General features: G+C 74.0%; 18 protein-coding genes. 14 read left to right on the top strand and 4 right to left on the bottom strand.

Annotated features, from left to right (window positions below):
- The first annotated feature begins 1 nt into the window (after position 1).
- Entirely contained in the window at positions 2 to 1,051 is a 1,050-nt protein-coding gene (locus tag Nocox_RS12930; RefSeq protein ID WP_026214949.1) for a zinc-dependent alcohol dehydrogenase family protein, read from the top strand.
- A 431-nt stretch (positions 1,052 to 1,482) separates the two neighbouring features.
- On the opposite strand, the gene Nocox_RS12925 is transcribed toward Nocox_RS12930, so the two are convergent.
- Positions 1,483 to 2,124 carry a LysE family translocator gene (locus Nocox_RS12925; protein WP_026214948.1) on the bottom strand — a complete coding sequence of 214 codons (642 nt, stop codon included), beginning with the start codon at positions 2,122 to 2,124 and terminating at the stop codon, positions 1,483 to 1,485.
- An 84-nt stretch (positions 2,125 to 2,208) separates the two neighbouring features.
- Between Nocox_RS12925 and Nocox_RS12920 the strand changes: the two genes are divergently transcribed.
- Positions 2,209 to 3,546: an aminotransferase-like domain-containing protein gene (locus Nocox_RS12920; protein ID WP_020546145.1), complete on the top strand. Its 1,338-nt coding sequence runs from the start codon at positions 2,209 to 2,211 to the stop codon at positions 3,544 to 3,546.
- Between the two features lie 79 nt (positions 3,547 to 3,625).
- Here the strand turns inward: Nocox_RS12920 and Nocox_RS12915 are convergent, their stop codons facing one another.
- A complete protein-coding gene (locus Nocox_RS12915; protein ID WP_020546144.1) occupies positions 3,626 to 4,264 on the bottom strand; it encodes a class I SAM-dependent methyltransferase in 639 nt (212 codons plus the stop codon).
- A 158-nt stretch (positions 4,265 to 4,422) separates the two neighbouring features.
- Here Nocox_RS12915 and Nocox_RS12910 point away from each other — a divergent pair, with 158 nt between their 5' ends.
- From Nocox_RS12910 to Nocox_RS12895, 4 genes are all read left to right on the top strand, one after another.
- Entirely contained in the window at positions 4,423 to 5,553 is a 1,131-nt protein-coding gene (locus Nocox_RS12910) for a hypothetical protein (RefSeq protein WP_020546143.1), read from the top strand.
- Positions 5,554 to 5,701: 148 nt separating this feature from the next.
- Positions 5,702 to 6,718, top strand: a complete 1,017-nt coding sequence (locus Nocox_RS12905; protein ID WP_157383355.1) for an ABC transporter substrate-binding protein — start codon at positions 5,702 to 5,704, stop codon at positions 6,716 to 6,718.
- Complete coding sequence (locus Nocox_RS12900; RefSeq protein WP_020546141.1) at positions 6,715 to 7,812, top strand: FecCD family ABC transporter permease; 1,098 nt, start codon at positions 6,715 to 6,717, stop codon at positions 7,810 to 7,812. The genes Nocox_RS12905 and Nocox_RS12900 overlap by 4 nt, the downstream gene beginning before the upstream one ends.
- Positions 7,809 to 8,552, top strand: coding sequence for an ABC transporter ATP-binding protein (locus tag Nocox_RS12895; protein ID WP_020546140.1), 744 nt, complete (start codon positions 7,809 to 7,811; stop codon positions 8,550 to 8,552). The genes Nocox_RS12900 and Nocox_RS12895 overlap by 4 nt, the downstream gene beginning before the upstream one ends.
- A gap of 679 nt (positions 8,553 to 9,231) precedes the next feature.
- On the opposite strand, the gene Nocox_RS44135 is transcribed toward Nocox_RS12895, so the two are convergent.
- Positions 9,232 to 9,399 carry a DUF6059 family protein gene (locus Nocox_RS44135; RefSeq protein ID WP_425517792.1) on the bottom strand — a complete coding sequence of 56 codons (168 nt, stop codon included), beginning with the start codon at positions 9,397 to 9,399 and terminating at the stop codon, positions 9,232 to 9,234.
- Positions 9,400 to 9,729: 330 nt separating this feature from the next.
- Between Nocox_RS44135 and Nocox_RS12885 the strand changes: the two genes are divergently transcribed.
- A complete protein-coding gene (locus tag Nocox_RS12885) occupies positions 9,730 to 10,875 on the top strand; it encodes a nucleotide disphospho-sugar-binding domain-containing protein (protein WP_020546137.1) in 1,146 nt (381 codons plus the stop codon).
- Between the two features lie 25 nt (positions 10,876 to 10,900).
- On the opposite strand, the gene Nocox_RS12880 is transcribed toward Nocox_RS12885, so the two are convergent.
- Positions 10,901 to 11,908, bottom strand: a complete 1,008-nt coding sequence (locus Nocox_RS12880; RefSeq protein ID WP_020546136.1) for a methyltransferase — start codon at positions 11,906 to 11,908, stop codon at positions 10,901 to 10,903.
- 204 nt (positions 11,909 to 12,112) lie between these two features.
- Between Nocox_RS12880 and Nocox_RS12875 the strand changes: the two genes are divergently transcribed.
- The 7 genes from Nocox_RS12875 (at position 12,113) to Nocox_RS12845 (ending at position 18,716) form a co-directional block, all read left to right on the top strand.
- Positions 12,113 to 13,756, top strand: coding sequence for an FAD-dependent monooxygenase (locus Nocox_RS12875; protein ID WP_020546135.1), 1,644 nt, complete (start codon positions 12,113 to 12,115; stop codon positions 13,754 to 13,756).
- Positions 13,753 to 15,294 (top strand): peptide MFS transporter, encoded by a 1,542-nt coding sequence (locus tag Nocox_RS12870; RefSeq protein ID WP_020546134.1) that lies wholly within the window; start codon positions 13,753 to 13,755, stop codon positions 15,292 to 15,294. Before Nocox_RS12875 ends, Nocox_RS12870 begins: the two co-directional genes overlap by 4 nt.
- Positions 15,295 to 15,384: 90 nt before the next feature.
- A complete protein-coding gene (locus tag Nocox_RS12865; RefSeq protein ID WP_026214946.1) occupies positions 15,385 to 16,122 on the top strand; it encodes an SDR family NAD(P)-dependent oxidoreductase in 738 nt (245 codons plus the stop codon).
- On the top strand, positions 16,122 to 16,502 hold the full coding sequence (locus Nocox_RS12860; RefSeq protein ID WP_020546132.1) for a SchA/CurD-like domain-containing protein: 381 nt from the start codon (positions 16,122 to 16,124) through the stop codon (positions 16,500 to 16,502). The genes Nocox_RS12865 and Nocox_RS12860 overlap by 1 nt, the downstream gene beginning before the upstream one ends.
- A 5-nt stretch (positions 16,503 to 16,507) precedes the next feature.
- A complete protein-coding gene (locus Nocox_RS12855; RefSeq protein WP_020546131.1) occupies positions 16,508 to 17,413 on the top strand; it encodes an NAD(P)-dependent oxidoreductase in 906 nt (301 codons plus the stop codon).
- The gene (locus tag Nocox_RS12850) at positions 17,410 to 18,270 is read left to right on the top strand and encodes an LLM class flavin-dependent oxidoreductase (protein ID WP_246649781.1); all 861 of its coding nucleotides are present in this window, start codon (positions 17,410 to 17,412) and stop codon (positions 18,268 to 18,270) included. The genes Nocox_RS12855 and Nocox_RS12850 overlap by 4 nt, the downstream gene beginning before the upstream one ends.
- The gene (locus tag Nocox_RS12845) at positions 18,270 to 18,716 is read left to right on the top strand and encodes an anthrone oxygenase family protein (RefSeq protein WP_020546129.1); all 447 of its coding nucleotides are present in this window, start codon (positions 18,270 to 18,272) and stop codon (positions 18,714 to 18,716) included. The genes Nocox_RS12850 and Nocox_RS12845 overlap by 1 nt, the downstream gene beginning before the upstream one ends.
- Positions 18,717 to 18,771 lie beyond the last annotated feature (55 nt).

The raw sequence follows: 18,771 nt of genomic DNA, 5'->3' as shown, positions 1-18,771 counted from the left end.
GATGAAGGCGCTCATTTATCACGGACCAGGCCGGCGTGCCTGGGAGGAGACTCCGGATCCGCGGCTCGTCGAGCCGACGGACGCGATCGTGCGCGTGGACACCACCACGATCTGCGGCACCGACCTGCACATTCTCAAGGGCGACGTCCCCGCCGTCGAGCCCGGCCGGATCCTCGGCCACGAGGCCGTCGGCACCGTCATGGCGACCGGCGACGCCGTCACCACCGTCAAGCAGGGCGACCGGGTGCTGGTCTCCTGCGTCACCGCGTGCGGCCGCTGCCGCTACTGCCGGACCGGGATGTACGGGCAATGCCTCGGCGGCGGCGGCTGGATCCTCGGCCACCGCATCGACGGCACCCAGGCCGAGTACGTCCGCGTCCCGTTCGCCGACACGTCCACGTACGCGCTGCCCGAGGGAGTGAGCAGCGAGGCGGCGCTCATGCTCGCCGACATCCTGCCCACCTCGTACGAGGTCGGCGTGCTCAACGGCCGGGTGCGGCCCGGCGACACGGTCGTCGTGGTCGGGGCCGGGCCCATCGGCCTGGCGGCCATCACGACCGCGCAGCTGTTCACGCCCAGCCACATCGTCGCCGTCGACCTGGCCGCGTCGAGGCTGGAGGCCGCCAAGCGGCTGGGCGCGGACGTCGTGGTCGGCGCGGGCGACGACCCGGCCGCCGCGGTGGCCGAGCTCACCCGCGGACTCGGCGCGGACGTGGCCATCGAGGCGGTCGGCGTACCCGACACCTTCGACCTGTGCACCAGGCTGGTCCGGCCCGGCGGGCACATCGCCAACGTCGGCGTGCACGGCGCGCCCGTCACGCTGCACCTCGAAGACCTGTGGATCCGCAACCTGACCATCACCACCGGTCTCGTGGACACCTACTCCACCCCGGCCCTGCTCGACATGATCGCCGCGGGCCGGCTCGACCCGACCACCTTCATCACCCACCGGTTCGGGCTGAACGACATGGAGGCGGCCTACCAGACGTTCTCCGACGCGGCGGAGACCGGGGCACTGAAGGTCGTCCTGTCGAGGAACGCCGACGGCTGACGTCCGCCTGAGCCGTCGTCCGGCTCACCTCCTCATCCGCGCGAACCCGAGCGGACGAGGAGGCGAGCCGGTCACTCGGCGGCAGTTCCACGCGCCGACGCCGACGCCGACCCGGTCGCCTACCGGCAGGGCACCCTCTGGCTCAGCCCCGACGAGCTCAGCGCGATGACGGCCGACCTGCTCGCGGTGCTGCGCGACCGGCTGGCCAACACACCCGCCCCAGGCCGCACCCCCTACCTCCTCAGCGCGATCCTGTTCCCCGCCGAGCGACCGCCCGACGCATAGAACCACCGATCGCCGGCCGGTTGGATCCTCCCGCCGGCTCTGGACGGCCGCGGCGCCGGCCGCTGACCTCCGGCGCCTGGTGGCGTGACCGTGCGCCGTACGGCGGCGCGGCGGGACTCAGCGGTGACGGGCGATCGCGGCCGCCTTCAGGACGTGGCCCCCTGCGGCACGACGGCGAGCATGATCGCGAGTACGGCGAGAAGGGACCCCATGGCCAGGCGTTGCGCCCGGAGCCAGGAGGGGCGGTCGGCCAGGAACCCGGCGATACCGCCGGCGGCCAGCACGATCGCGAGGTTGACCAGGAGGGCGACGGCGATCTGCACGCAGCCGAGCAGGGTGCCCTGGAGCAGGACGCTCCCCCGGTCGAGGACGATGAACTGCGGGATGATCGAGATGTAGAGAAGCGCGATCTTCGGGTTGAGCAGGTTGGTCATCAGGCCCATGAGGAACAGCCGGCGCGGCGGTTCGGGCGGCACGTCCCGGGACGCGAAGACGGACACCCCGCCGGGCTTGATCGTCTGCCAGGCCAGCCACAGCAGGTACAGCGCTCCCGCGAAGCGGATGACGGCGAGGAGCCCGGGGAGGGCGGCGAACAGCACGGCCAGGCCGAGGTTCGCCCCCACGAGATAGACGAGGAACCCGGCGGCGACGCCGGCCAGGGAGATCACGCCGGCCCGCCGGCCCTGGCTGGTGCTCCTGGATATCAGGTACATCATGTTGGGCCCTGGCGACAGCACCATCCCGAGAGCCACGGATGCCACGCCGAGCACCGCAGTTTGTTCGACCATGGAACGAAGCTATCGACACCACGATCTCGGTACAATATGGTGAATTGAAGTCGGAGCAATGAAGTGATTGGGGCGGGAGTCGATGTGGAGGACTTCAGAGCGGTCGCCGACCTGATCGCTGGGGAGATCGCGGCGGGGCGCCTGCGGCCGGGCGACCGGCTGCCGCCCCAGCGGACATTCGCGCGCCGGCACGGCATCGCCAACTCCACCGCCGCCCGCGTCTACCAGGAGCTGACCCGCCGGGGCCTGACCGTGGGCGAAGTGGGCCGGGGCACGTTCGTCCGGGCCGCCGACCCGCGGCCGGGGCCGGCCCTGGCCGAGCCCGCCGGCAGCCGGATCGACCTGGAGCTCAACTATCCCGTCGTGCCCGGGCAGGCGAAGCTGCTCGCCGACGGCATCAGCCCGCTGCTGCGCCCCGACGTGCTGGAGTCCGCCATGCGGCCGGTCGGCGCGGCGGGCACCCCGGCGGCCCGCGGCGTGGTCGCCGACCTGCTCGCGCGAGGGCGGTGGCGGCCGGCTCCCGAGCGGCTGCTGTTCGCGGGCAACGGCCGTCAGGCGATCGCGGCGGCCCTCTCCGCGCTCGTCCCTCCCGGCGGGCGCCTCGGGGTGGAGGAGCTCACGTACCCGGTGCTCAAGGGCATCGCGGCCCGAGCCGGCGTCACGCTCGTCCCGCTGCGGACCGACGCGGCCGGCCTGGATCCCGCGGACCTCGCGAACGCCGCCCGCAAGGTCCCGCTCAAGGCCGTCTACGTCCAGCCGACCATGCACAACCCGCTGTCGATCAGCATGCCCGAGGAGCGCAGGGCCGAGCTGGCGAGCGTACTCGCCCGCCTTGACCTGCCCGCGATCGAGGACGCGATCTGGTCGTTCCTCGGCGACGACCTGCCGCCCCTGGCCGCGTACGCGCCCGAGCACACGATCCTCGTCGACAGCCTGTCCAAGCGGCTCGCGCCCGGCCTGTCGCTCGGCTTCGCGGTCCTGCCGGTCGCCGCCGTCGCGTCCATGGCGACGGCGCTGCGCTCGGGCGGGTCGACGCCGATGCGGTTCGCGCTGGAGGCGGCCACCCGGTGGCTGAGCGACGACACCGCGCGGTCGGTGGCCCGCGACAAACGGCGGGACGCGGCCCTGCGTCAGGAGATCGCCGCGACCCACCTCGGCGACTTCGCCGTACGCAGCGACCTGTGCTCCTATTACTGCTGGTGGGAGCTGCCGTCACCGTGGCGGGCGGACACGTTCGTGGCCGCCGCCGCCCGGCACGGCATCGCGGTCACCCCCGGAGCCGCGTTCGCCGTCGGGCGCAACAGCGCCCCGAACGCCGTCCGCCTCGGCCTCGCCTCGCCCCCGCCGGAAACCCTCTCCCGGGCCCTCGCCGTCCTCGCCGACCTCGCCAGGTCCACACCGGACGACATCCTGGCCGACTGAGTGATCCCTCCCGCACGGTGATCGGCGGCACGCCCAGCCGGGAACACCGCACGGGACGGGGGCCAAGGCGGGCGGGGATCTACTGGCGGCGCATCAGCAGGCGGCCCTGGCGGAAGCGTTCCCCCTCGTGCGGCTCGCGCAGCACCCGGCCGACCTCGGCGAAGCCGGCGGCGCGGGTCAGCGTGGCCAGTTCGTCGATCGGCCACCGGTACGCCGTCGTCACCTTGTGGTCGAAGGGCGTCACCGGCCCTCCTTCTGACTCGAAGAAGCCGAGCAGCAGATGCCCGCCCGGGGCCAGGACCCGGCCGAACTCCTCCAGGTACGCCGGCAGTTCCCCCGGCGGCACGTGGATGACGGAGTACCAGGACACGATGCCCCGCAGCCCTCCGTCGGCCAGGTCCAGGGCGTCCATCGAACCGACCTCGAAGCGCAGCTCCGGGTACGTCGCGCGAGCGATCTCGATCATCGCCGGCGACAGGTCGAGGCCGGAGGCGTCCAGTCCCAGCTTCCGCAGGTACGCCGTCACGTATCCGGGGCCGCAGCCCAGCTCGGCGACCGGCCCGCCTCCGGTGGTCCGCACCACCTCGGCGAACACCTCCAGCGCCGCGCGGTCCAGCGGCTGGTCGTCGAGCGCGTTCTGGGAGAGCTCGGCGTAGAGGGCGGCGACGGCGTCGTAGGCGGTGGCGGTGGCGGTGAGGTGGGAGGGGCGTCCGGTCATGACGGGCCACCCTACCCGAGGCCCGAGCCGACGGCCCGCGCCCGCGCGGGGCGGGGAGGCGCGGGTGGAGGCCGGGCGGATTCGGCACCCGGGTGGGTGGCGATGCTCCATGCTGAGCGTGTCCCAGCGTCGTCCCCGTTCACCTGCGAGGAGCCCTCTTGACCCGGTACGCCGTCGATCGCAGCCGCAACGCCCTCATCGCCTCCTGGAACACCGGGCTGGGGGACACCGCGGCGGTCGTAGCCGATCTTCCCGCCGGGATCTCCAGTCACGACGCCCTCGCCCTGGCCAAGGCGCTGACCCGGCTCTCCGAGTCCTGCTGGCGCTGCTACACCCATCCGGCCAGCGCCGCCGCCGGTCAGGAGCCCGGCTCGGAAGGCGAGCGGCGGCAGGCGGAACGCGACGCCTTCGCCGTCGTTCTCACCGCCCTGACCAGCCCGAACCTGCCCTCGGACGGCTACCTGGCCCGGTCCGGCGTACGGGTGGAGGAGGCCGCCCACCGGGTGGGCCGGGCCCTGCACGCGCTCGGCGCCGCCGAGCTGACCACTCGCGTCACCATCGACGTCGCCGCCGAGCTGGCCGCCATCGAGCAGGCCGAGCTGGGCAACCTGGCCGATCGCGCCCGGCAGGCGGTCGCCCTCACCCGCGAGGACGCCTCCCCCGTCCAGGTGGCCCAGGCGAACAACCTGCTGCGTGACGACCCGTTCGGCCCTGAGACGCTCTTCACGGAGATCGACCCGGCCGCCGCCGCCGTGGCCGCCGCGCACTGGCTGGACGCGGCGGCCACCGTCACCGCCGAGTACGCCGGGCTGCCGGCCGCGCAGATCGTGGTCGAGGCCGACACCATCGAGGCTCTCCCCCACGAGACGCCGACCCTCGTCCTGGAGCTGATGGCCGAAGGCGCCTCCCCCCGCCAGGCGGTGATGTCCCTGATCCGCGACGCCCTGCGGGTCGCCGAAGGCGAGATCCCCGACGTCACGCAGCTCCAGCAGCGGATCAGCGCCGCCGAACGGCTGATCGCCCAGTGGCGCGAGGACCAGCCCGAGCCGCCGCGCCTGGACGCCCTCGGCCTGCGGCTCACCCCTCTGGACCCCGCCCGCCCGGCCCTCGACCTCCTGGAGGACCTGCTCAGCGGGATCCGCGGCTGCTGGCTGCTGTATGCCGAGCACGCGACGGAACGCGACGAGACGGACGTTCCCGACGAGGAGGAGTGGCAGGAGCGCCGCACCGCCTCGTTCTTCGCGGAGGTCCGGCAGGTGGCGAACGCCCGGCGCGAACGCCTCCTGTAGTGCCGCGCGGAGCGCGGCCACCTCGTCGCCATGGACGATGGCCGCCCTCCTGGCGCGCAGCTTATTGCGAGTTGCTGGCAATTGCGAGTTATGAGCAGAATGTGGTCTCGTAGCACCATTGACCGACCGCGCGCCTCCGGAGACCACCATGAGAAGGCTGCTCGTCCTCGCGACGGCTCTGACACTGACCGCCTGCGGGCAGACGCCGGCCGCCCAGGAGACCGCGAAGGAGACCGGGCGGACGGCGGCGCCGGCCGGGTTCCCCGTGACGGTGGAGAACTGCGGGCGCGATCTGACCTTCGACCGGCCGCCGTCCAAGGTGGTGACCGGTTACCACCCCGCCCTGGAGACCCTGCTCGCCCTCGGCCTGGGCGACCGGATCGCCGGGCGCACGTTCTTCGGCGAGAGCGCGTTCCTGCCGGGACAGAAGGAGCAGTACGACCAGATCCCCCAGCTCAGCGAGACGATCATGCTGCCGCAGAAGGAGGTCATGCTCGCCCAGGGCGCGGACTTCGTCCTGGACAACGCGATGGCGAGCTTCGACGCCGCCGGCGGCTACGCCACCGTGGAGGAGCTGGACGCGGCCGGATCCCCGGTCTTCATCCTGGGCGGCTGGTGCAGCCCTGAAGAGGTGCTGCGGTTCACCCTCGACGACACGTTCACCGACCTGCGCGACCTCGGCCGGATCTTCGGCGTTCCCGAGCGGGCGGAGAAGTTGGTCACCGAGTTGCGGGGGCGGCTCGCCGACGTCAGGGCGCGGGTCGAGGACCGTACGCCGGTCAAGGTGCTCGCCACCGACGGCGGCAGGGGCCCGGTCAACGCCTACGGCGGCGCCGGCGTCACCAACCAGATGATCACCCTGGCGGGCGGCGTGAACGTGCTGGCCGGAGTCAAGGCCGACTACACCGAGGTGAGCGCCGAGGAGATCAGCGCGGCCCAGCCGGAGGCGCTGATCGTCAGCGACTACGCCACGCTGCGCGGCGAGGACACGCCGAGCTCGGCGGCCAAGGCCGAGGAGGCGTTCGCCATCGCCAGGAACAGCCCCGCCGCCAAGGACAAGCGTTACCTCGCGCTGCCCGTGGCGGCCCAGCACCCCGGCTACCGCAACCTCCTGGCCGTCACCGACCTCGCCCGGTTCCTGCACCCGGACGCCTTCCAGCAGTGACCGGCGTCATCCAGCGCGGGCCCGCGCCGGCCTGGCCCGTCCCCCGTGACCGCCGCGCCCGCCGGTTCGTCCTGCTCCTCGTCGCGCTCGCCGTCGCCGCCGTCGCCTCGACCTGGCTCGCGGTGAGCATCGGCGCGGTGCCCGTCGCCCTGCCCCAGGCGTGGGGCATCGTGGCCGACCGGCTGGTCCCCGGCGTGGTGCCGCGTACCTGGACGCCGGTCCAGGAGCAGATCGTCTGGGAGTTCCGGCTGCCGCGCGCGCTGCTGGCGCTGCTGGTCGGGGCCGGGCTGGCGGTGGTCGGCGCGGTGCTGCAGGCGCTGGTGCGCAACCCGCTCGCCGACCCGTTCCTGCTCGGCGTCTCCTCGGGGGCGTCGTTCGGGGCCGTGCTCGTGCTGATCCTGGGGGCCTCGGCGCTGGGCGGGCTGTCGTTGTCGGCCGCCGCCTTCGCGGGGTCGCTGCTGGCGCTCGGGCTCGTGTACGCGCTGGCGCAGCGGGCCGGGCGGCTCACGCCGTCGCGGCTGGTGCTGGCGGGGGTGGCGCTGGCGTACCTGTTCCAGGCCGCCTACAGCTTCGTGCTGCAACTGGCGCAGAGCGGGCGGGCCGCCCAGCAGGTGCTCTTCTGGCTGATGGGCAGCCTCGGCGGGGCCCGCTGGCACCTGCTGCCGCTGCCCGCCGTCGTGCTCGCCGCCGGGGTGGCGTACCTGCTGACCCAGCACCGTCCGCTGAACGCGCTGGCCGCCGGGGAGGAGACGGCCGTCTCGCTCGGCGTGAACGTCAGCCGTTTCCGCCTGACCCTGTTCGTGCTGACCTCGCTGCTGGTCGGCGTGCTGGTGGCCACCAGCGGCGCGATCGCGTTCGTCGGCCTGATCGTGCCGCACGCCGCGCGTCTGCTCGTCGGGGCCGACCACCGCCGGGTGCTGCCGGTGGCGGCCCTGCTCGGCGCCGTGTTCCTGCAGCTCGTGGACGTGGCGGCGCGGACCGTCCACGCGCCGCAGGAGCTGGCGCTCAGCATCGTCACCGCGCTGTTCGGCGTGCCGTTCTTCCTGTGGCTGCTGCGCCGCCGCGCCGTGGAGCGGGCGGTGACCGTCGGATGAGGCTCGACCTGCGAGGGGTGGCCGTCACGCCGGACGGTCACCCGATCGTGCGCGACGCCGGCCTGCGGGTGGCCGACGGCGAGCTCGTCGGCCTGGTCGGGCCGAACGGCTGCGGCAAGTCCACCCTGCTCCGCGCCGTCTACCGGGCTCTGCGCCCGTCCGCCGGGCTCATCGCGGTGGACGGTGACGACGTGCACCGGCTGCCGGCCCGCGAGGCCGCGCGGCGCACCGCCGTACTCGCCCAGGAGATCCCGGCCGACCTGGACTTCACGGTGGCGGAGATCGTCGCCATGGGGCGCACCCCGTACCGGGCGGACGCCGCCGCCGACGCGGCCGTGTGCGCCCGCGCGCTGGACCGGGTCGGCCTGACCGGCGCCGCCGGCCGGATCTTCGCCACCCTGTCCGGCGGCGAGAAGCAACGGGTCCTGCTCGCCCGCGCCCTCGCCCAGGAGACGCGCCTGCTCCTGCTCGACGAGCCCACCAGCCACCTCGACATCCGCCACCAGCTCGAACTCCTGCACCTGATCCGCGAGCTGGGGATCGCCACCCTGGCCGTGCTGCACGACCTCAACCAGGCCGCCGCCTTCTGCGACCGCCTCTACGTCATGAACGCCGGCCGCGTCGTCGCAGGCGGCCCGCCCGGCCAGGTCCTCACGCCCGATCTGATCTCCCAGGTGTACGGGGTGCGCGCGGTGCGCCGGCCCCAGCTCGTCTTCGAACGGCTCCCCGAAGGGCGCTGACCCGGAGGCCGCTTCCGGAGGTCGAGCGATCCTCAAGCGTGACGAGGCAGCCTGCGCGTATGAGGAAGGACCCTGTCGAAGCGTCCGCGCCGGGAGCGCCTGTCGTCGTGCCTGGTCACGAACGGGTCGAGGCGCTGCGTCCGCGCGTCGAGCGGATGGCCGAGGAACTGGCCTCCCAGGAGGAGGCCGTCTCCCCGGCCGAGCTGGCGCGGCTGCTGGCGGCGAGGGCGGCCGGCGAGCTCCTGGGGGTGCCGGAACACGACCGGGACGCGCTCGCCGGCTGGCTCGACGACGCGACGGCTCGCCTGGAGGCGCACCCGGGGGCGGGTGAGCTGATCGAGGGTTATCTCGCCGAGCTGGTCGAGGTCAGGAGCTGCCGGCCCGGGGACGACCTCATCAGCGATCTGCTGCGGGCGGAGTTGCCCGAGACGCAGGTGCTCGGGCTCGGGCGGGCCGCTCTCACGGCGTCGTACGTCCTGGCGCGCGCGGAGATCTCCGCCGCGCTGCGGGCCGGCCCCCGGACGCCTTCCGAGCCGGGCGAGCCGGCCCGGCCGGGCGGGGTGAGCGGGCCGGGCGGGGTGAGCGGGCCGGGGGCGCGTTCGAGCGGATGGTGGCGGCCGCCGCGGTGCGTGCCTGGGCCCGTACCGGGACGGGACGCTGATCCGGCCGACCGCGGAGTTCAGGGGTGTCCGAGCTGGCGCCACAGGCGTTCCTCCACGCCGGTCGGCGGCACGTCGGGCAGCACCCGTTCGGGATGTCCGGGTGGCGTGGCGGGCCGGGGCGCGGGGTCGCCGGAGGGCTGTCCGGCTCCGGGGGCGGGCTCCTCGATCAGCGGCGCGGGGCCCATCGCGGCGAAGAGGCCGTAGTGGATCATCCCCTGCCACAGGCCGCCGGCGAGGCGGCGCAGCACCCGGCGGGCCTGGCGCAGCGGGTCTTCAGGCACGGACATCACCTCCATCCGCGCGCAGTGTCCACCGGCCCGCTCAAGCGCCGGTCGAGCGCGAGTGCGGCCGACACCCGCCGAAGGTCCGCGCGCCGGGTGAAGGCCCGCCCGGTTCATGCCCGGTGCGGGCCGGCCCGTGGGCGCCTCGGCCGCCGGGCGGGCGGGATGGCTGGTCAGGCGGGGCCTCCCCTCAGGCTCGAGCGGCGCTGGAGCGGCACGTGGTGGGATGCCCCCATGCGGGTGATCTTCACGACCTGGGCCTGGCCGTCACACCTGTACGCGATGGTTCCCCTCGCGTGGGCGCTGCGCGCGGCCGGGCACGAGGTGCTCGTCGCGACCCAGCCGGAGCTGCTGGAGACCGTCCGGCACACGGGGCTGCCGGCCGCGGCCGTCGGGCGCGACGTGGACGCGCTCGCCGCCTTTCACGCCATCGCCTTTCCCCCGTCCGCTCCTCCCGGGAAGGGCGCGCGGGGCGGGCCGCGGGTGGTGGGACTGTTCGCGGCGATCGCCGAGGCGATGGCGCCCGAGCTGGTCGCCCTGGGGCGCGGCTGGCGGGCCGATCTGATCGTCTCGGAGCCGACGTGCCTGGCGGGGCCGGTGGCCGCCGCGGCGCTGGGCGTCCCGCACGTACGGCACCTTTTCGGCACCGACCTCCTCGGGAACGCGGGCCCCTTCCTGCACCAGGCGCTGGGACCGCTGTGCGACCGGCTGGGTCTGCCCGGGGTGGACCTGGCGGGGGCGGCGACCGTGGATCCCTGGCCGTCCGGTCTGCAGGCGCCGGCTCCCTCCCGCCGGATCCCGCTGCGTTACGTGCCCTTCAACGGCCCCGGCCGGCTCCCGCGCCCGCTCCCCGGCGGTGAGGGCTCCGGTCTTCCGCGGGTGTGCGTCACGTGGGGCACCACCCCGGCGCGGGTGGACAAGCGGCTCTTCCTGGCCGGGCGGGTGGCCCGCGCGCTCGCCGGCCGGGCCCGGGTGGTCCTGGCGGTCACGGCCGAGCAGCGGTCGCTCCTCGGCGAGCTGCCGCCGGACGCGTACGTCGTCGAGTCGGCCCCGCTGCATCTGCTGCTCCCCCGCTGCGCGGCGGTCGTCTGCCACGGGGGCGCCGGGACCGTCCTGACCGCGTTGGCCCAGGGGCTTCCCCTGCTGCTCATTCCGTGCCTGCCCGACCACGTACGGCATTCCGCCGCCGTGGCGGGGGCGGGGGCGGGGGTCGCGCTCCCGGCCGGGACCGGCGACCCCGAGGTGATCGCGGCCGCGCTGCCGGACGTGCTGGCGTGCGGGGCGGCGGCGGACGGGCTGCGCGCCGAGCTGGCCGCGCGGCCCTCGCCCGCCGCCGTGGCCCGCGAGCTGGAGACGCTCGTCCAGCTCGCGGACCGGTGAGATCGGCGCCCGCGTACGGGCAGGATCAGTCCTTGCGGCAGACGACCAGGGTGTCGAAGTCGCCGAGCGGGGTCACCGTCACCGAGGTGAAGCCGGCGGACTCGGCGTGCCCGCGCAGCTCTTCCGAGGTGTACTCGGACCCGCCCGTGGACACCAGCAGCATGTCCAGGCTGATCACCAGGTTCTCCACCCTGCTGCGCGCGTCGTCGAGCATGCGGTCGTACACCAGCAGCGTGCCGCCGGGGTTCACCGCGTCGTACGCCTTGTGCACCAGGCCCCGGCGCTGCGACTCGTCCCAGTCGTGCAGGACGTGGCCCATCAGCACCACGTCGGCCGCGGGCAGCGGGTCCGTGAAGAAGTCCCCGCCGTGGAAGGCGACCCGTCCGGTCAGGCCCATCTCGGCGATGTGCTCGTCGAAGAACGGCTCCATCTGCGGGAGGTCGAACACGAGCCCGCTCAGCTCGGGGTGGGCCTTGACGATCTGGCCGGCCAGGTTGCCCCGGCAGCCGCCGACGTCGAGCACGGACCGGTGCCCGGACCAGTCGTAGGCGTCGATGAGCTCCGGCCCGATGATCTGGGTCAGCGCGTCCATCATCCGGACGAACTGGCCCAGCAGGCCGGGATCGGCGATGACGTCGTCGAAGCTCCCCGCGGCCTGTGGCGCGCCGGTGCGCAGGGCCTCGGTCAGCTTGCCCCAGGCCGGGTAGAGGTTGCGGTTGGAGCGCAGCAGGAAGCCGCCGACGTACGACGGCAGCTCGCGCACCAGGAACCGGTCCGCGCCCGGGGCGTTGCGGTAGCGCCCGCCGTCCTCGGTCAGCAGGTCGAGCGCGACGAGCAGCTGGAGGAAGTCGCTGAGGCCGCGGCCGTTGAGGCCGAGCCGCTCCCTCAGCTCGTCCGCGGTGGCCGGCCCGGTGTGCAGCGCGTCGAACACGCCGAGCTCGACCGCGGTGAGCAATGCCTTGGCGTCGCAGAATGCGTTGCCGAGGCGGAGGATTCCCGCCGCCGTGTCGCGGCCGGCCGTGGCAGTCGTCATATCACGGCGCTCCCTTCTCCTGTCGTGGCGGCCCTTCTCCTTGTGGTCCGGGCCGTGCCCACTGTTCGGCGTGAGCGTGGAGATTCGCTCGAACGGCGTTGGAGCCGCGAGGACGGCGGCCTGCCTGCTTCAGATGACAGAGATCTTCGAGTACCCGCCGGTACGACATCAGGGACAGTTCGGTCGAGCAAGAAGGAATCGACCATGAGTGACGTGCGTGTTCCGGTACTGGTCGTGGGCGGTGGACCCGTCGGCCTGTCAACCGCCCTCTTCCTCGGGTGCCACGGGGTGCCGACGCTGCTGGTCGAGAAGCGCGACAGCACCTCCCAACTGCCGCGCGCGCCCGGCCTCCAGGCGCGGACCATGGAGCTGTTCCGCGCGGCCGGGGTGAACCGGGAGATCCGCGCGCTGGAGGTCGGCGACTCACACGCCTACTTCGAGGGCGGGATCCTCCAGGTCAACACGTTCGCCGAGATCGACGACGCGGTCGTGCTGGAGGCGCCGTCGCTGGACGGCCCGGAGATCAGCCCGGAGCGGGTCATGGGCTGCGGGCAGGACCGCTACGAGCGGGTCCTCGTCGACCTGGTACGCCGGCAGGGCGGCGAGGTGCGCTTCCGCCACCGGCTGCTGTCCTTCACCCAGGACGCCGACGGGGTGACCGCGCTGGTCGAGGACAAGGAGACCGGCGAGCAGCTCACGGTCAGGGCCGGCTACCTGGTGGGCGCGGACGGCGCGAACAGCCGCACCCGGCACCTGCTGGGCCTGCGGCGCGAGGGCCGGGGGACGGTGTTCAACGCGCTGAGCGTCTACTTCCGCGCCCCCGAGCTGGAGGAGCTGCTCAAGGGCCGCAAGTTCATCCTGTGCTACGCCACGGCGGCGCCGGGCACGCTCATGGGCCTGTCCCGGCTGCACGGCGTGGACCCGTGGCTGGCCGCGCCGCTGTACTACCCGGAGAAGGGCGAGACGCCCGAGGACTACCCGGACGAGCGATGCGTCGACATCGTCCGCACCGCCGCCGGGAAGCCGGACATGAAGGTGGAGATCGTCGCGAAGGTGCCGTGGCAGGGCGCCCAGCTCGTGGCCGAGACGTTCCGGCGCGGGCGCGTGTTCCTCGTCGGGGACGCGGCGCACGTGCATCCTCCCGCCGGCGGCTTCGGCGCCAACACCGGCATCCACGACGCGCACAATCTCGCGTGGAAGCTCGGCGCGGCGCTGTCCGGGTGGGGCGGGGACGCCCTGCTGGACAGCTACGACGCCGAGCGGCGCGGGGTCGGGCGGGCCATGGCCGAGCAGGCGATGGTGCGCAACCGCATCAGGCACGGCTACGCGGACGAGGAGACGGTGGCGTCCATGGTGGACGACATCATCATCACCCTCGGCTACCGCTACCGGTCGGACGTGCTCACGGGGGTGCCGGACAGCCCCGTGCTCACGCCCAACCTGCGGCTGACCGCGGAGCCGGGGACGCGGGCGCCCCACGTCTGGCTGGAGCGGGACGGCGCCCGGCTGTCCACGATCGACCTGTTCTGGGATGGTTTCGTGCTCCTGGCCGGGAGCGAGGGTGACGCCTGGAAGCAGGCGGCGGAACGGGTCGCGGCGCGCGGCGGGGCGCCGTTGCGCGCGTACCGGGTGGGCGCGGGCGGCGACCTGAGGTCCGTCGAGCGCGACTGGGCCGGCGCGTACGGGGTCTCGGAGGGGGGCGCGGTCCTCGTCCGGCCGGACGCCTTCGTCGCCTGGCGCTCCGCCGGGCCGGCCGCGACGGCCGCGGACGCCGAGTCCGAGCTCGCCGGCGCCCTCGCGCGCGCCTGCGGCCACGACGCGGCCGCAGAGGCGGGCGAGCCCCGGTGAGCGCGGGCGACGGCGGCAGAGCGGGCGCGGGCGGGGTCGAGTTCGCCGGTGACGGCCGGCTCGTGCTGCGGCGCATGCCGAACTGGTATCTCACGCTCTTCTTCAGCGACGCGCTCGAACGCTTCGGCTTCTACGGCCTCCAGGCCATCCTCGTGCTGTACGCGGCGGCCCCGCGCGCCCGGGGCGGCCTGGGCCTGGACATCGCGGACGCGGCGTCGCTGTTCGGCGCCTGGATCGGGTTCATGTTCATGCTGTCGCTGGTCGGCGGCTGGGTGGGCGACCGGCTGCTCGGCAACCGGCGCGCTCTGCTGGCCGGCTGCCTGACCAGCGTCGCGGGCTACCTGTGCCTGGCCGTACCCGCCGACTGGGCCACCGCGGCCGGCCTGCCGCTGCTGGGGATCGGCGGGGCCGTCTACAAGCCCAACCACCAGGCGATGATCAACATCATGTTCGGCGACCGGAGCCGGGCGCGGGAGGCCGGGATCTCGCTGATGTACGTGGCGACCCAGGTCTCGGCGCTGCTCGCCCCGCTGGTCACCGGCTACCTGGGCGAGCGGGTGAGCTGGCACCTCGCCTTCCTGGTGCCCGCGGTCGTCCTGCTGGCCACCTCCGTGCAGCTCGCCGTGACCGCGCCGCAGTTCGGCGGCGTGGGCGACCGGCCGGTCAACCCGCTGACCCCGGCGGAACGCGCCGCCGCGGCGCGCCGCACGGTCTACTGCGTCGCGGTGCCGGCCGCCGTGCTGGTCGCGGCGGGCCTGCTCGGCGTGCTGAGCGCGACGCTGGCGATCGGGCTGACCGGCGTGCTCAGCGTCGTCGTGCCCGTCGCCGGGTACGCGCTGCTGTACCGCAACCCGGAGCTCGGCCCGGACGACCGCCGCCGGCTCCGGACGTTCCTGGCGGTCTACCTCGGCGCCACGCTCTTCTGGATGATCATCGCGCACGCGGCGTCCCTGCTGAACCTGTTCGCCCGCGACCACGTGGACCTGGACGTGGCCGGCTTCGTCATCCCGGCGAGCTGGCTGCAGGTCGCCACCCCGGTCTTCATCCTGGTGCTCGCGCCCGTGATCGCCCTCGTGGTCCCGCGCATCGGCGGCAGGGACAACGTGGGGGTGAAGTTCGCCCTCAGCCTGGGGCTGGTCGGCGGCGGGTTCCTCATCATGTCGCTCGCCACCGTCGTGGCGGCGGGCGGCGGCCGGATCTCGCCGGTGTGGCTGATCGTCGTGTATCTCACGCACGCCTGCGGCGAGGTGATCATCGCCGCGGTGACCATCTCGGCCGCGGCCGACGTGCTGCCCAAGGGTTTCCTGGGGCGCACGCTCGGCATGCTGTGGCTGTTCGCCGGGCTCGGCGGCGGGCTCGGCAGCGGCGTCGTCCGGCTCAGCCAGGTCATGCCGGAGCCGCTGTACTACCTGACGCTCGGCTCGGTGGCGGCGCTCTGCGGCCTGGGCTTCGGGCTGTGCCGCCGGATGATCAGCCGGGGCCTCGCGCCGTCGCCGCCGCGCCCGGACCGCGTCGAGCAGGGGCGCGCCGCCCGCTGACCGCGCTTCGAGCGCGCCCCCATCGGCGCTGCCGAGGGTGGTGGGGTGCCGCTTCGGCGGATCGGCTCTCGTCATCGGAGGGAGGACCACATGGAGCAAGGACTTGCCGGCAAGCGGGTGCTCGTGACCGGCGGGACCAGGGGGATCGGCCGCGCCACGGCGCTGGCCTTCGCCCGCGCGGGTGCGCGGGTCGTCACCTGCCACCTCAGCGACGGCGAGGCCGCGGAGGAGCTCGCCCGCGCGCTGAAGGAGCACGGCGAAGGACACCGGGTCGTCCGCGCCGACGTCACCACCGGCCAGGGGGCTGCGCAGCTCGTCGAGGCCGCCGGGCAGGCGCTGGGCGGCCTGGACGTGCTGGTGAACAACGTCGGCGTGGACGGCGGCGTGCCGTTCCAGCAGCTCGGCGAGGAGGAGTGGCGGCGGGTCATGGAGCACAACGTCACGGCCGCCTACCTGGTGACGCACGCGGCGGTGAACCTGCTCGCCGACGGGGCCTCGGTGGTGAACATCGGATCGTCGGTGGCGCTGCGCGGCCGCTCGAACGGCGTGCACTACACCGCGTCCAAGGCCGCGCTCATCGGGTTCACCCGCGGCCTGTCCAAGGACCTCGGCCCGCGCGGGATCCGGGTCAACCTCGTCGCGCCCGGGCTGACGGAGACGGAGCCGGGCGCGGGGCTGCCGCCGCAGGTGGTCGAGCGGATCGTGGGGATGACCGCGCTCGGCCGGATCTGCCGGCCGGAGGACGTCGCGGGAGCGGTGCTCTTCCTGGCCGGCGACACGTCCCGGTACATCTCCGGGGCCACCCTGAACGTGGATGGAGGAGTCTGATGCCGTACGCCGCGATCACCTATCCGGTGAAGCCCGGCCATGAGGAGGAGATCGCCGCGATCTTCGCCGACTTCCAGCGCGTCGACACGCCCGTGATCTCGGACGAGTCCGGCGCGGAGGTCGGCAAGCTGCTCGGCACGGCGGTCTTCATCAAGGACGACGTGATGATCAGGGTCATCCACTACGAGGGTGACTTCTCGGCGATCGGCCGGCACATGTCCCGGCAGCGGGGCGTGCACCTGATCGAGGAGAAGCTGGCGCCGTACCTGCTGAGGCAGCGCGACACCAGCACCGCGCAGGGGTTCGGGGCGTACTTCGCCGCCGCGACCATGCGCTGCATCAGCCAGCTCAGCGTCGACACGCACCCGGCGGGGAGCTGAGCGCCGTGACCGCGCAGCGGATCGCGGTGATCGGCCTCGGCGGCATGGGCGCCGGGATCGCGCGGGCCGTCCTGCGCGCGGGCTTTCCCGTCACGGTCTTCAACCGCACCCCGGAGAAGGCCGGGCCGCTCGCCGCGCAGGGCGCGGACGTCGCCGCGTCGGCGGCGGAGGCGGCCGAGGGCGCCGACGTCGTCGTGCTCAGCCTCGCCGACGAGGCGGCGGTCGAGGCCGTGCTGTTCGGGGAGCTGCTCCCCCGCCTGCGCGCGGGGACCTCGGTCGTGGACACCACGACCGTCTCCCCCGCCTACGCCAGGCGGGCGGCCGAACGGCTGGAGCCGGCAGGGGTGCGGCGCGTGGAGGCGTGCGTGATCGGCAACCCCGAGATGGCGGCGGCCGGGAGGCTGCGCGTCTTCACCGCGGGCCCCACGTCCCATCTGGACGAGGTGGCCGGCGTGCTGGAGGCGATGGCGCAGGAGGTCCGCTACCTGGGCGCGGCCGGCAACGCCGGCGTGCTCAAGCTCGCGCTCAACCTGGTCCTCGGGGTGCAGACGGTCGGGCTCGCCGAGGCCGTCGCGTTCGCCGAGGCGATGGGCATGGACAGGGAGCTCCTGCTCGACGTGATCGGCAACAGCGGCTGGCACTCCCCCGTGCTCGGCTTCCGCGCCGACTTCATGCGCAAGCGGGTCTACCGCCCCGCCGGGTTCCGCTCGGCGCTGATGCACAAGGACCTGGACCTCGTGCTGAGGGAGGCGAAGGCGCGAGGGATCGGGCTGCCGGCGGTCGAGTGCGCCGCCCGGCGCTACGAGCCGCTGCTCGCCGCGGGAGGCGACGACGACGCGGCCGCCCTGGTGGAGATGGCCGCGGTCGACCTGGGCGAGGCCCGGGCCGGCCAAGGGACAGGAGAAGCATGATGGACATCGGAGTCGGTCTGCCGACGACCGTTCCCGGCGCGGACGGCCGTCAGCTCGTGGAGTTCGCGCGCCGCGCCGAGCAGTGCGGGTTCAGCACCCTCGCGACCATCGACCGCATGGTCTACGACAGCTACGACAACCTCGTGGCGCTCGCCGCCGCGGCGGCGGTCACCCAGCGGATCAGGCTGGCGACCACGATCCTGCTCGCCGCCTACCGGCCGAGCGTCGCGGAGCTGGCCAAGCAGCTCGCCAGCGTGGACCGCCTGTCGGGCGGGCGGCTGGTGGTCGGGCTGGCCGCCGGCGGCAGGGAGGACGACTTCCTCGCCAACGGCGTGCCGTACCGCGACCGCGGCCGCCGGCTGGACGCCATGATCGACGGTCTCAGGGAGGTGTGGTCGGGAGGAGGCGAGCCGGCCGGCATCGGCCCGCGCCCGGTCAACGGCGACATCCCGCTGTGGGTCGGCGGTCATTCGCCCGCCGCGATGCGCAGGGCGGCCAGGCACGGCATCGGCTGGATCTCACCGGGCGGGTCGACGGCCAAGTACCCGGAGCTGGTGGGCCGGCTGAGCGAGCTGTGGCAGGCGGAGGGCAGGGAGGGCAAGCCCAGGATGGCGGCCCTCGGCTACGTCAGCCTCGGCCCGGGCGGCGCGGAGCGGGCGCGGGCGTACCTGCTCGACTACTACGCCTACATGGGGCCGAAGGCCGAGTTCCTGGCCGCGGGCGTCATCGCCGACGAGGCCGGGCTGCGGCGCACGATCGAGGGGTACGCGGCGGGCGGCTGTGACGAGCTGCTGCTGTTCCCCTGCACCGACGAGCCCGAGCAGCTGGATCTGATCGCCAAGGTGGCGCTCGCCTGATGGTCGAGGTGCTGTCCGTCGCGGTCGTGGTCGGCAGCGGCGTCGTCGCGGGCGTGCTGTTCGCGGTGGCGCTGAGCGTCTTCCCCGCGCTGCAGGCGATGCCGGCCGACCGGTACGTGTACACGCACAAGCTGGTCGGCCGCCACTGGGACCCGACGATGCCGGTGCTCGTGCTGTCCACGACCGCGGCCGACGTCGTCCTCGCGGCGGCGCCGGCGGCGGGGCGGCCGTGGTTCGCGGCGGCCGCGGTCCTGCTGGCCGCGGTCTCCGTGGTCTCGCACTTCTGCAACGTGCCGATCAACCGCAGGGTCAAGTCCCTGCCCGACTGGACGATCCCGGCCGGCTGGCGCGACCCGCGGCCGCTGTGGCGGCGCTGGCATCTCCTCAGGACGGCGCTGGCCGTGCTGGCCGCGCTGGCCAACGCGGTCGGGGCGATCACAGGCTGATCATGGGGCCTCCAGCGCGCTTCGAGAGGCGTTCCAGGCCGCCGGGCGAGCCTGT

Origin of the sequence: Nonomuraea coxensis DSM 45129 (genome assembly GCF_019397265.1) — a bacterium.
Classification (GTDB): Bacteria; Actinomycetota; Actinomycetes; order Streptosporangiales; family Streptosporangiaceae; genus Nonomuraea; species Nonomuraea coxensis.
Note: the sequence above shows the minus strand (reverse complement) of the source record. Positions and strands in the feature narration are given on the sequence as shown.